10 protein-coding genes are annotated in these 13062 nt (G+C 35.4%); 6 read left to right on the top strand and 4 right to left on the bottom strand.

The window, feature by feature from the left end:
- Positions 1 to 3 precede the first annotated feature (3 nt).
- On the bottom strand, positions 4 to 921 hold the full coding sequence (locus tag QL232_RS23275; protein WP_281615966.1) for an oxidoreductase: 918 nt from the start codon (positions 919 to 921) through the stop codon (positions 4 to 6).
- A 346-nt stretch (positions 922 to 1267) separates the two neighbouring features.
- Here QL232_RS23275 and katG point away from each other — a divergent pair, with 346 nt between their 5' ends.
- Positions 1268 to 3436 carry a catalase/peroxidase HPI gene (gene katG, locus QL232_RS23270; RefSeq protein ID WP_281615965.1) on the top strand — a complete coding sequence of 723 codons (2169 nt, stop codon included), beginning with the start codon at positions 1268 to 1270 and terminating at the stop codon, positions 3434 to 3436.
- A 57-nt stretch (positions 3437 to 3493) separates the two neighbouring features.
- Here katG and QL232_RS23265 read toward each other — a convergent pair whose 3' ends face one another.
- The gene (locus tag QL232_RS23265; protein WP_281615964.1) at positions 3494 to 4339 is read right to left on the bottom strand and encodes an NADAR family protein; all 846 of its coding nucleotides are present in this window, start codon (positions 4337 to 4339) and stop codon (positions 3494 to 3496) included.
- Positions 4340 to 4500: 161 nt separating this feature from the next.
- Between QL232_RS23265 and QL232_RS23260 the strand changes: the two genes are divergently transcribed.
- The 3 genes from QL232_RS23260 (at position 4501) to QL232_RS23250 (ending at position 6366) form a co-directional block, all read left to right on the top strand.
- A complete protein-coding gene (locus QL232_RS23260) occupies positions 4501 to 4812 on the top strand; it encodes an antibiotic biosynthesis monooxygenase (RefSeq protein ID WP_281615963.1) in 312 nt (103 codons plus the stop codon).
- A 65-nt stretch (positions 4813 to 4877) separates the two neighbouring features.
- The gene (locus tag QL232_RS23255) at positions 4878 to 5807 is read left to right on the top strand and encodes a DUF6263 family protein (RefSeq protein ID WP_281615962.1); all 930 of its coding nucleotides are present in this window, start codon (positions 4878 to 4880) and stop codon (positions 5805 to 5807) included.
- A 94-nt stretch (positions 5808 to 5901) separates the two neighbouring features.
- A complete protein-coding gene (locus QL232_RS23250) occupies positions 5902 to 6366 on the top strand; it encodes a DUF4920 domain-containing protein (RefSeq protein WP_168884739.1) in 465 nt (154 codons plus the stop codon).
- Positions 6367 to 6407: 41 nt separating this feature from the next.
- Here the strand turns inward: QL232_RS23250 and QL232_RS23245 are convergent, their stop codons facing one another.
- On the bottom strand, positions 6408 to 7433 hold the full coding sequence (locus QL232_RS23245; protein ID WP_168884738.1) for a LacI family DNA-binding transcriptional regulator: 1026 nt from the start codon (positions 7431 to 7433) through the stop codon (positions 6408 to 6410).
- A gap of 511 nt (positions 7434 to 7944) precedes the next feature.
- On the opposite strand from QL232_RS23245, the gene QL232_RS23240 reads away from it, so the two are divergent.
- A complete protein-coding gene (locus tag QL232_RS23240) occupies positions 7945 to 10503 on the top strand; it encodes a TonB-dependent receptor (RefSeq protein ID WP_281615961.1) in 2559 nt (852 codons plus the stop codon).
- 297 nt (positions 10504 to 10800) lie between these two features.
- Positions 10801 to 11118, top strand: a complete 318-nt coding sequence (locus QL232_RS23235; protein ID WP_281615960.1) for a hypothetical protein — start codon at positions 10801 to 10803, stop codon at positions 11116 to 11118.
- Positions 11119 to 11381: 263 nt separating this feature from the next.
- Here QL232_RS23235 and QL232_RS23230 read toward each other — a convergent pair whose 3' ends face one another.
- Complete coding sequence (locus tag QL232_RS23230; protein ID WP_281615959.1) at positions 11382 to 13031, bottom strand: M1 family metallopeptidase; 1650 nt, start codon at positions 13029 to 13031, stop codon at positions 11382 to 11384.
- Positions 13032 to 13062 lie beyond the last annotated feature (31 nt).

The following is a 13062-nucleotide window of genomic DNA, read 5'->3' as shown; positions in this document are numbered from 1 at the left end:
CTATTAGCTCAATTGGAACGAAGAGTTTGTTAATTGCTCTGAGATCTCCCAAAGTTTTCTTCTTTCATTCAAATCTAATGCTTTTTTTGATGGTTTGTTTACGACAGGATATCCTCTCCAGTTTCTCATATTGGCAGGACCATAATATTCACCTCCTTTGACACTTGGGTCCGTTGCCGCTCTCAACGAAGGTAGAATTCCCATCTCTACTTTTTGAGCCAAAAAGAAATTTAAAATCATCCCTTGTAACCCCATGTGTTGCTGTAAGTTTGTAGCCGTATACCCAGGATGTGCAAGGACAGAAATTGTTTTACTACCATTTTCTCTTAACATCTTATCCAACTCCAAACCAAACATCATATTGGCTAATTTACTTTGGGAATATGATTTCATTTTATGATAATCTCTCTCAAACTGAAGGTTATCCCAATAAATATCTGCATCTCCCATTTTAGCCACTAAACTGCTTAGTGTTACTATTCTTGCCCCTGGTGTATTATCTAAAAGATCAATCAGCTCTCTTGTTAGTACAAAGTGCCCTAGATGATTAGTGCCAAATTGTCCTTCAAACCCTTGTTTCGTTTCAAGGCGTTCTTGTGGCATCATTACTCCAGCATTATTGATTAAAGTATGCAATTGCGAATACTTTGCCTTCAGCTCAATGGCAAATTGTTTGATTGTATTTATATCGGATAAATCCAATTGCATGAGATCTAGACTTGCATTCGGTGTTTCTTTTAAGATCTCGTTGATGGCTGCTTGCCCTTTCTTTAAATTTCTAGCAGCTAGAATAACATGTGCCTCTTTTTTTGCCAAAACTTTTGCAGTTCCTAGTCCTAAACCACTGTTTGCTCCAGTGATTAGAATTGTTTTGCCTTTCTGAGAAGGAATGTGCTGAGTATTCCACTTTTTAGTCATCATTGTTCTATCTGTTTTATTAATGTTTTGATAGTACAAATGTAGAGACGGCACTCCCTTGAATTTGTATACAAAATCTGACTACTTGTATACTTTTTGAGAATTTTGACACCAAGCGGTGATTCATCTCAAATATTCCGCACCATTCTATGATATTTTTAGAAATAAAAAGAGAATTTATTAAAACTTATCTTCTGATTTTGAGTTCCATTACTAGTATTTTTATTAAATTTAATTGAGTGAAAAAGTAGTGTTACTTCATTTACTCACTCAACCCAAAACACTGTCTCAATTCAATTGATAACCATAAAATATTTTACTATCCCTAATTAAAAGTCTGAGAACCATTATGGACAAATCAAACCCTAGCAAATGCCCATTTAATCATGGAGCAAACACAGAGCAACAAAAAAATGTAATGGAATGGTGGCCAAAATCCCTTAATCTGGATATACTCCATCAACATGACACAAAAACAAATCCTTTTCATGGATTCAACTATGCAGAGGCTTTTAGCAAATTAGACCTTGAAGCTGTAAAAAATGATTTAAAAAATCTAATGACGGATAGTCAAGATTGGTGGCCTGCAGATTGGGGACACTACGGTGGTCTGATGATTCGTATGGCTTGGCATGCTGCCGGAACTTACCGTACAGCAGATGGCAGAGGAGGAAGTAATACAGGAAACCAACGTTTTGCTCCTCTAAATAGCTGGCCTGATAATGCCAATCTCGATAAAGCCCGACGTTTACTTTGGCCGATCAAAAAGAAATATGGTAACCAACTCTCTTGGGGTGACCTTATAATATTAGCAGGTAATATGGCTTACGAATCTATGGGTTTCAAAACCTTTGGTTTTGCTGGCGGAAGAGAAGATATATGGCACCCAGAAAAAGATATTTATTGGGGAGATGAACAAGAATGGTTAGGAAAGGATAGATATAATAACAGTGATAGCGAATCATTAGAGAATCCTTTGGCTGCAGTACAAATGGGATTGATTTATGTGAATCCTGAAGGAGTTGATGGAAAACCTGACCCGTTAAAAACAGCACATGATGTTCGTACTACTTTTGGTCGAATGGCAATGAACGACGAAGAAACATGTGCACTAACCGCTGGAGGGCATACAGTTGGTAAAGCTCATGGTAACGGAGATGCCTCGAAATTGGGTGCAGAGCCTGAAGGTGCAGACATCCAAGAACAAGGGTTAGGCTGGATCAATCCAAAGGGAAATGGTAACGCTGGAGATACTGTTACTTCAGGATTGGAAGGTGCATGGACCACTACCCCCGACAGATGGAATCATACTTACTTCCACTTACTTTTAAACCATGAGTGGGAATTAAAGAAGAGTCCAGCAGGAGCCTGGCAATGGGAACCCATTGATATGAAAGACGAGGACAAACCTGTAGACGCCCATGACCCAACTGTAAAACGCAATCCTATTATGACGGATGCAGATATGGCCATGAAAATGGATCCTGCATACCGTAAAATATCAGAAAAATTTTATAACGATCCAGAATATTTTAAAGATGTTTTTGCCAGAGCTTGGTTTAAACTTACGCATAGAGACTTGGGTCCAAAATCACGCTACCTAGGAGCAGATGTACCTCAGGAAGATCTTATTTGGCAAGACCCTATTCCAAAGGTAGACTACTCATTAACGGATGACGAAATCAATCAGTTAAAGAAAACCATTTTAGAAAGTGGTCTATCAGACAATGATTTAATCTCGACAGCATGGGATAGTGCTAGAACATATAGAGGTTCGGATTATAGAGGTGGAGCCAATGGCGGGCGTATTCGTTTTTCTCCTCAAAAAGATTGGGAAGGAAACGAACCAGAGCGCCTACAAAAGGTCATCTCTAAACTGACAGAAATTCAGAACAGTTTAGGAAAAAAAGTAAGTCTAGCCGACTTAATTGTATTAGGTGGTACAGCAGCGGTTGAAAAAGCAGCACAAGCTATTGATACTTCTATACAGGTTTCATTCTCAAGTGGACGAGGTGATGCATCCGAAGAGATGACCGATAAAGACTCATTCGATGTTCTGGAACCTGTAAGTGATGGTTTTAGAAACTGGATGAAAAAAGAATATGCTGTCAACCCCGAAGAACTTTTACTCGACAGAAGTCAGCTTTTAGGATTAACTGCTCCTGAAATGACAGTATTAATTGGTGGCATGAGAGTATTGGGCACCAATTACGGAGGAACAAAACATGGGGTATTTACTGACAATGTTGGTCAGCTCAGTAATGATTTCTTTGTTGAGTTAACGGATATGAGTTATTCTTGGAAACCTGCAGGTGCAAATCTCTATAATATAGTTGATCGTAAAACTGGAGAGACAAAATGGACTGCAACAAGGGTTGATATTATCTTTGGATCTAATTCAATTTTGAGATCTTACAGCGAGTTTTATGCTCAAGATGACAACAAAGTGAAGTTTGCTCAAGATTTTGTAAATGCTTGGACTAAGGTAATGAATGCTGATCGGTTTGATCTAAAATAATTCATTGATATATATAAAAACAGGCGACCTCTTTAATTACTGAAGTCGCCTGTTTTTTTATTCGTTATAATCAACACTTTGGATATCTCCACCAATTATCTGAATAGAAAAAGGAGGAGTAACATTCAATAAGTTAAATGAGCCTTTCTTCTGAAGAAGTTCCAAACGATAAAGATCTCTTAACCTAGATAATAACTTCCCTGCCAAGTTCATTCCTCTCAACATACCATTAGGTTCGACCTTTGTTCCCCAAAAAGTATCTGGTTGTCGTTGATCTAAGGACATTTCTACAATTGGCGACTGTTTCACAGCCCCATTTTTTAATAATACTTTACCAAACTCTTTACGGTTATTCCCTAGTTTCATTAATAAAGCATACCAAAGGGCATTGACCATTTCTGTTACAGCCTCCCAATGTTTCTCCTTGTATTGATCTGTTGGTAAATCTCTCATTTCCCAATCTTTCATCACCCAAGAAGAACGCCAAAACATACGCATATCATCCTTCCTATCACCCATTAACTTTGCTCCCTCACCAGAAGTTTGATCGATAATCAATAATTGCTTCTCAATGATTTCATCCCCCTTAGCCTGATCTAACTTAATGCATTGGAATAGATGTTCAGCCGTCCTAAAATGTGGGAATTTGGGAATTTTAATTGGAAACCCTTCAGAAGTATTCGCTAATAAATTGGCTTCTTTTGATAAAAAATGAAGTCTAGAAGTATTCTTTCTTACAAAACCATTAATCGATTCATTTCTAATTCGTCCTTCCTTTGCCATATCAAACAGCACCTGAACATTATAAGGAAATACCTCCTTTTGATCTAAGATATATTCTTTAAAATGGTAGGTACTATTGTAGCACATCTCTTTTACTTCTTGAACCGATAGGTAATGCATTTTGTATTCAATTTAGTTTTGTGATACAAACATATCAGATCGATTGGAAAATAAAAAGCAGGAGTTTATTCGGTTACTTTTTAAGATTATTTTTGTGATTGAATTCTTTCTATTAATTTCGCGACATCATTCTGTTTCAATCCAATTAATTAAACTATTAAATGTTCGCTAATACTCCTACCCCACCTTATTATGCTGTTATATTTACTTCCACTTTAACATCCGAAACCGAAGGCTATGAAGATATGGCAAATCTTATGATTGACCTTGCAAGCCAACAAGATGGGTTTCTTGGTGTTGAAGGTGCAAGAGAAGAAGTAGGAATCACAGTTTCATATTGGAAAGACCTAGCATCTATTAAAGAATGGAAATCCAATACAGAGCATCAGGTGGCACAAAAGTTTGGTAAAGAGAAATGGTATGATCATTTTATTACTAGAATTGCCAAGGTAGAAAGAGAATATTCTAAATAAGCCAACAACTAAATACAATAATTTCCGTATTTCATTATTAATATATTACTTAAATTTCACAACTCATGAGAACTATTTTTAAACTGACAACTCTGCTTCTATTTATAGTCGGTATTAATGTCCATGCCCAAAAAAAAGCGTCATTAGGTCTAAATTTAGAGACAGGTAAAACCTATTACCAAAGCTCTGTTTCTAATATCGAAATGAAACAAAATATAAATGGTCAAGAAGTGAATATCACGATGGACACTGATACGAAAACCGCTTTTCAAATCTTAAATGAAAAAGAAGGGGTGTATCAAATCAAAGTTACTTATCCATTTTTAGAAGTAGGGATGTATGTAGGTCCTAACCTTCAATCTTTTTCATCAGCTCAAAATGAAGATCCTTTCTCAAAAATTTTATCCGCAATGTCACATTATTCTTTTGAATTAAGTTTATCAAAGAAAGGTAAGATTACGGATATCAGAGGACTTGATGACTATTGGAAGAAGATCGATGAAGAGACAAAAGATATTCCAGCAATGCAAAAGTCTCAAATTCTAAATCAGATCAAACAATCTTATGGAGAAAAACAGCTGAAAACCAATATGGAAATGCTGACGAATATTTTCCCAGAAGAAGCCGTAAAAAAAGGAAGTACTTGGAGTAAGTCTTCACAATATACGATTTCGTTTACAGCCAATATCAAACGTACTTTTACTGTTGATAGACTGTCTAAAACTGAAATCATAATAAATGAAGTAAACCATATTGCTACTGACAATACTAAAGAAGAATATCAAGAAATTAATGGTATGCAAATGCGCTATGAAATGGAAGGTGATAATGAAGCTACCTATACAATTGATAGAACCACAGGGTGGATTAAGAATGTAAATTCCACAATGAAATTAGATGGTTTTACCCATATTAATGCAGGTGGTCAAGTGATGAAAGTACCTTTAGAATTTACTACCATCACTTCTACCAATGACAATGGTTTAGTGAAATAAATAAGAAAGTCTCTCATTAATGGGAGACTTTTTTACTTTTAACCTATGAAGAAATATGTATATTTGATGGAATAATACCAATCAAATTACTTCTATGAGACATATTACTATACTATTTACGACTTTACTTTTAACGATCATGGGTTGTCAAAAACCAGTTCAAAATGAAGTTACTTTTTATGGTGAAGAGTTTAAAAGTGAAGAGCCTGTAGCAAGCAAAGAACTAATTCATTCTATTACTTCAGACGAAGTACAATCTATCCAAGTCACTGGGGAAATCACTGGTGTTTGTCAGAAAAAAGGATGTTGGTTGAAATTACCTATCGAAAACGATCAAGAGCTTTTTGTGAAGTTTAAGGATTACGCCTTTTTTGTTCCTATGGATGCTGAAGGAAAAGAAGCTACCATCAATGGAACATTAAAGAAAGAAACAATAGATGTTGCCACTCTAAGACATTATGCTGAAGATGCAGGTGACAGTCCTGAGCAAATCGCTTTAATTACCGAGCCTGAAGTTAAATACACTTTTATGGCCAGTGGTGTTAGCATTACTGATTAATAAAAATCCCATCAATACTTTTACCTATTGATGGGATTTTTTTATACTCGAAGAGTTGAATCTCTTTCTATCACTTTAGTCGGCAGCACTTTATTAATGACCCCCAGAGTTTCTCTGTCTTCAGACTCCGCCTCCATGATCACTCTCCTACAAGCTTGAACACCAATTTCAAAAGCAGGTTGTTCTACAGTTGTAATTGTAGGATCCATAAGATCAGTAATTGGGTCACCGGCGAAACCTGCTAATGCAATATCTTCTGGAACACGAATCCCTTTATCTTTTAACACTTTCAATACCTGTATCGCGATATAGTCACTCATACAAAATACCGCATCTGGTCTTTTCTTTAATGATAATAGTCTTTCCGTGGCGTCTTTTGCATCCAAACTTAAATTATCACATTGGTATACATGGGCATTGGAGGCACTTAAACCCGCATCTTTCAATGCATCTATAAAACCATTGTATCTTTTTTGACTTATAGAAAGTGACATTGGTCCACAAAGATGTGCAGGATTGGTATATCCTTGATGGATAAGATGCTTAGTAACATCATACGCCCCTTTATAATCATCTACCGTTACCTGTGATAATTCCATTTCGTCTGCACCTCTATCAAATAAAACGACAGGGATATTTCTATCTATGGCAAATTGTAGGTGTTCATAGCTGTCCGTTTCTTTAGATAAAGAAATCAAAATTCCTGCTACTCTACTATTCACCAAAGCATTTACTTGATTAATTTCTTCTTGTAATTCCTCGTTGGATTGACAAACCATTACAATATACCCTTTCTCTTTTGCTACCTTTTGAATTCCGCTTAGAGCTTGAGCAAAAAAATGCTGGCGAGCAATCTCTGGAATCACTACACCAATTAGGTTCGTATTTTTTGAGGCAAGATTGGAGGCTAAAATATTTTTCTGATAGTTCAGTTTTTTCGCCATCTCAAAGACCAACTCTTTCGTTTCTTTACTTACATCTGGATGATTTCGTAAAGCTCTTGAAACGGTAGATTTTGAGATATCTAGACGAATTGCAATATCATGAATAGTGTATACCTTGCCCATATTTTATTAGCTGCTATTTTCAAGAATAAATATAAAGATATTTTATTGCATTTTTCTAACACAGATCATACCTATTGGAATTTTCTATTTCCCATCGATATTTATAAATAACAGTTTCTTCCTTAAATAGCTTCCAAACTCCCTGAATAACAAGGCAAACACTAGACTTCTTTCCTCTATTTCATATTCATCAGAATAGAATGTATGTTTTAACGTACAGAACTAATATTTTATTTGTAAAAAGTTGGTAACAACGTATCCAATTAAAAAAGGTTTCAAAAACGCTCTTTAAAAAGTGTCAATAAAATACTTAATAACAACTTGTTTTTGTTATTTCTGTTAAGGAGATTAAATAAAAGAGACGAATATGATACAATGTTTCAAATTTCGTGTTAAGTATTCATAAATGGGTTAAACAAAGGTAAATTGTAACATTCCGTTAATATTGAATGTATTTTTTTGCAGCAGATTTAAAAATAAACCTAATCAATCAAATCTAATTCTATTAAGAATGTTTACTAAAAAAATGTCTTTCATTGTAGCTTTGATGACGTTGTTATCGAGCTCAGCATTTGCTCAAACCATCATCAAGGGTAATCTTTTTGATGCTACAACAGACGAACCTATTATTGGTGCCAATGTTTCAGTGGCGGGTACAACTACTGGTGCCATCTCTGATTTCAATGGTAATTTTTCATTTCAATCAAAAGTATCTGGTGAACAAAAAGTGATCATCTCTTTTGTTGGTATGAAACCTGTAGAACAACAGGTAACACTTAATGGTGGAACTGTCGACTTAGGACAGATTTCTTTAGAAACTGATGCAATTGGTTTGCAAGAAGTTGAAGTAATGGCTTCTGTAGCAGTTGACCGTAAAACTCCTGTAGCAGCAGCTACGGTATCTGCTGAAGAAATTGAAGCTAAAATGGGTAACCAAGAATTCCCTCAAGTATTAAAATCTACTCCAGGTGTATATGTATCTGGTGCCGGAGGTGGATACGGTGACTCAAGAATTGCTCTAAGAGGATTCTCTTCAGAGAACGTTGCGGTTACTATTAACGGTGTTCCAGTAAACGACATGGAAAATGGTAGCGTATACTGGTCAAACTGGGCTGGTCTAGGCGATGTAACTAGAACAATGCAAGTACAAAGAGGTTTAGGTGCTTCTAAATTAGCCCTTCCTTCTGTAGGCGGTACAATCAACATCTTAACTAAAACTACTGACGTTGAAAAAGGTGGTAGCGTTTATATGGGTGTAGGTAATGATGGTTACTTCAAGCAAGGTGTGTCACTTTCATCTGGTTTAATGGATAACGGATGGGCAGTTTCAGGTTCATTCTCACACACTGCTGGTAACGGTTATGTAGATGGTACATCATTCGAAGGATATTCTTATTTCTTCAACGTTTCAAAACAAATTAACGAAAACCATACCTTATCATTCACTACTTTTGGTGCTCCTCAAGAACATGGTCAAAGAAGAACTTACCTTCATGAAGAGGATTATGACAAGTATGGTAAAAGATATAATGCTGACTGGGGTTACAAAAATGGAGAAGAGTTTAGCCAAAGAACTAACTTCTACCACAAACCTCAAATGTCATTAAACTGGTACTGGACAATCAGTGATAAAACTGAATTAGCAACTACTGCTTACGTGTCTATCGGTAAAGGTGGCGGTACTGGTCTTACATCAAACGCTTCTTACAACGACCGTTTAAATGTAAATGACTTCAGAACAGATGCAGGTATTATTGATTGGGATGCATTTACAGTAGCTAACCAACAACAGTTTGCTGAAACTGGTAACGGTTCTGTACTTTATGCTTCTAACAACAACCACTTCTGGACTGGTGGTGTATCTACTTTAACACACAAATTCAATGACAACTGGACATTAACTTCAGGTCTTGATTTAAGATACTACAAAGGTGAGCACTACCAAACTGTAGAAGATTTAATGGGTAACCCTTACTACACAGATTACAACAATAAGTCTGCTGGACCAAGAGATCTTCAACAAGGTGATATTATGGGCTACCACAACGATGGTTTAGTTCAATGGCAAGGTGTATTCTCTCAAATTGAATACTCTCAAAATGATTTAACGTACTTCTTATCAGCTGCAGGTTCACACCAAGGATACAAACGTATCGATTACTTTAGCTATGACCACGGCGTAGATGAAACAGATTGGGTAAGCTTCTTTGGTGGTTCAGTAAAAACAGGTGCGAACTACAATATCAACGATCATCATAACGTATTTGCTAACGTAGGTTACATTTCTCGTCAACCTTATATGAGAGCTGTATTCTTAAACTACAAAAACGATGTTAACGATCAAGCAGTAAACGAAAAGATCTTATCTGGTGAAGTGGGTTACGGTTACCGTACTAAAGGTTTCAAGGTAAACGTGAATGCTTACTACACTTATTGGCAAGACAAAGCATTTACAAAAACTGTGTATGATGATGCTGGACAATCTTACTCTGCCAACTTGTTAGGTGTAGATGCCCTTCATAAAGGTATTGAGTTAGACATGACTTACCAACCGCTTAGAAACTTAGTATTCAATGCAATGGTTTCAGTGGGTGACTGGAGATGGATGAACAACCTTGAGAATGTAATCATCTATGATGATCAACAAAGACCTGTAGACGAAGTAAACGTTTACATGAAAGATGCTCAAGTAGGTAACTCAGCACAAACTACAGCTGCTATTAATGCGACATACGAAGTAATTCCTCGTCTAAGAATTATGGCTGATTGGAACTACTACGGTAGATTATATGCTAACTACGATGTTACGAAGTTAGATGATCCAAGATATAATGAAACAGATATGTATGAGCTTCCAGCTTATAACTTATTCGATATTGGAGCTTCATACAGCTTTGAAATTTGGAAACTTGATGCCTTAGTAAATGCTAAAGTAAACAACGTATTCGATACAGATTATGCTGTTGAAGGTCAACAAGGAAGTTTAGATGCTAACGGTAACCCAACATTAAATGGTTACTATATGGGTGTAGGTAGAACTTACTCAGTAGGGTTAAAACTAAACTTCTAATCTTAGATTAGATTTTGATGAATGGAAGGGTTACTTATTCGCTTAAGTAACCCTTCTATATTTTACAACATTTTTTAACGTCTTGAATTAATCCAATTAATCTATTGTATTTTAGGAAGATAAAAATTAATAAATCTTTATAAGGTTACATTCCCTTTGATTTGTATCGTAAAATAAATATGTTGCAGAATATTAACGACAACAGATTCATCTAATATATAATTGTTACCCAACCGTATGAAGAAGATATTAACTCCATTAGTACTATTTATTTTTACTTCGCTATCTATATTAACCATGAGTTTTCATTTCATAGCAGAAGTTGAAGCAGAACCAGCAAATAGTACAGAACCGAATCAAGAAGTTGTAAAAGCAAAAGAGGTAGTTGAGCAACTAAATCAGCGTTTACAGGACAATCAGCAAGAAAATATCAAATGTGTTTTCAAAGATGGAGACATCATGTTTGAAACAGCAACTGAGATCTTGTGTACTTTTCCTTATGACCAAGGAAACAAATACGTCACTGGTTTCGACAAACATCGTAAATTGAAATATTTATATGTTGTGAAAAATGATGGTTCTCAAAAAATCATAGATTTCCATAAATTTATGTAATAAAAACTACACCCTTTGACTACTAAACTTGAAGTAAGTTTTTACTTTGAGTTAAAGAAATTATCTATAAAAAGAGAGATATCACCCGATGGTATTTCTCTTTTTTATTTTATAACCAAAATGCAAATCATTAGATAAATCAAAAAAAGAGATATACCGCAAAACGATATATCTCTTAATAAATTTCTTGTATTCCTTTTTGTCGAATACAATAATATTTGAGTAGAACGTAATCTACGTACGTTCAAAATTTATTTTCAGTTTTATTGAATCTTAGCAACACCAATGTAAAAGTTCTGGTCTATTTCTACTGAAGATACTTTTTGTTTTGTTTCAATAGTCGACCATTGATTGGTTACTGTAACTCTATTGTTTTCATTATTAATAATAAGATCTACGGGCATCTCAAATTCATCAATGCATGATGTAAATCTCACCATCACCTGATTGTCTATCACTTTGTATTCAAGAATTGGAATATATTTCTCTCTAAGGTATTGATCAAAAACCTTTGACAAATCAACTTTTAGATCCTTAGACATAAAGTCTTCAATCTGTTTAGTGGTTACTGTCTGATGATAAAATGTTTTATTCATTCCCCTTAACATTCCTAACCACATCTCATCATTATTCACTATCTGACGAATTGTGTTTAGCATGTTAGAACCTTTATAATACATATCTCCAGATCCTTCAGCATTAACATCATAATCACCAATAACTGGTATGTCGTTACTAATATTCATTCTAGTGCCTCTAACATATTCAGTACCGGCATCTTTTCCGTAATGGTATTCTACAAATAAACTTTCAGAATAAGCAGTAAAACTTTCATGGATCCACATATCAGCGATATCCACATTTGTAATATTGTTGGCAAACCATTCATGCCCTGCCTCGTGAATAATGATAAAATCAAATTTTAAACCCCACCCTGTGTGGCTTAGGTCTCTACCTAAATAGCCATTCTGATACTTATTCCCGTATGTCACTGAACTTTGATGTTCCATTCCTAAATAAGGAACCTCCACTAGTTTAAAACCATCTTCATAAAATGGGTAGGGACCAAACCAATGTTCAAAAGCTTCCATCATTTCTTTCGTCTGGACGAATTGAGCTTTAGCTTTCTTTAAATTCTGTTTTAATACATAATAGTCTAATGATAACTCCCCTTTCTCTCCCTCGTATTTTTCACCAAAATGGGTATAGTTACCAATATTTACATTTACCCCATAATTATTAATTGGGTTCACCACTTCCCAATGGTATGTTTTTGTTTTCTTCTTTTTGTTCTTATCTACACCAATCAATCTTCCATTCGATACGTCCATTAAATCTTGTGGTACTTCTACAGAAATTCGAATACCATGATCAGGTTCATCGTACATATGATCTTTATTAGGCCACCAAACCGATGCTCCTAAACCTTGGCAAGAAGTAGCGATAAAATCTTTTCCTTCACTATCTTTTCCCCAAGTAAATCCGCCATCCCAAGGAGCTCTCACAGCCTCTCTCGGATGCCCTTCATAATACACAGTTACACTATCTAACGTCCCTTTCTTCTGTTCTTTTTCTAGCGTAATGAAAAAAGCATTGCCATTTCGCTTAAAGACCAATTCCTTTTCCGCTTGAACCACTTTGGTAATGTTCATTGGCTCTTGTAGATCTATTTGCATGATCTGATTTTGCTCCAATACCTTGTAGGCAACAGTATTTGAGCCCTTAATAAATTTCTTAGAAGGTATAACTTCTACGGCAAGTGTATAATGTTGTAGATCCCACCACACTCTTTCTTTTGTGATGGATCCTCTTAGTGTATCCTGTTCTGTATAATGCTTGTGATGATGTTGAGCAGAAACAGCTCCTAAACTCATCATTTGGATAATAAATAAGGTGATTATTTTTCTAATCATAAATGAAATAAAGCTTGCTGATAATTGTATT

Origin of the sequence: Flammeovirga sp. SubArs3, assembly GCF_947387565.1 — a bacterium.
Lineage (GTDB): Bacteria > Bacteroidota > Bacteroidia > Cytophagales > Flammeovirgaceae > Flammeovirga > Flammeovirga agarivorans.
This window is presented reverse-complemented; position numbering and strand designations above follow the sequence as displayed.

Bases quoted from the DNA above. Each gene is read 5' to 3' on its own strand.
- QL232_RS23250 (WP_168884739.1), top strand. From the start codon at position 5,902: ATGAGACATATTACTATACTATTTACGACTTTACTTTTAACGATCATG.
- QL232_RS23230 (WP_281615959.1), bottom strand. From the start codon at position 13,031: ATGATTAGAAAAATAATCACCTTATTTATTATCCAAATGATGAGTTTA.
- QL232_RS23235 (WP_281615960.1), top strand. From the start codon at position 10,801: ATGAGTTTTCATTTCATAGCAGAAGTTGAAGCAGAACCAGCAAATAGT.
- katG (WP_281615965.1), top strand. From the start codon at position 1,268: ATGGACAAATCAAACCCTAGCAAATGCCCATTTAATCATGGAGCAAAC.
- QL232_RS23275 (WP_281615966.1), bottom strand. From the start codon at position 921: ATGATGACTAAAAAGTGGAATACTCAGCACATTCCTTCTCAGAAAGGC.
- QL232_RS23260 (WP_281615963.1), top strand. From the start codon at position 4,501: ATGTTCGCTAATACTCCTACCCCACCTTATTATGCTGTTATATTTACT.
- QL232_RS23240 (WP_281615961.1), top strand. From the start codon at position 7,945: ATGTTTACTAAAAAAATGTCTTTCATTGTAGCTTTGATGACGTTGTTA.
- QL232_RS23265 (WP_281615964.1), bottom strand. From the start codon at position 4,339: ATGCATTACCTATCGGTTCAAGAAGTAAAAGAGATGTGCTACAATAGT.
- QL232_RS23255 (WP_281615962.1), top strand. From the start codon at position 4,878: ATGAGAACTATTTTTAAACTGACAACTCTGCTTCTATTTATAGTCGGT.
- QL232_RS23245 (WP_168884738.1), bottom strand. From the start codon at position 7,433: ATGGGCAAGGTATACACTATTCATGATATTGCAATTCGTCTAGATATC.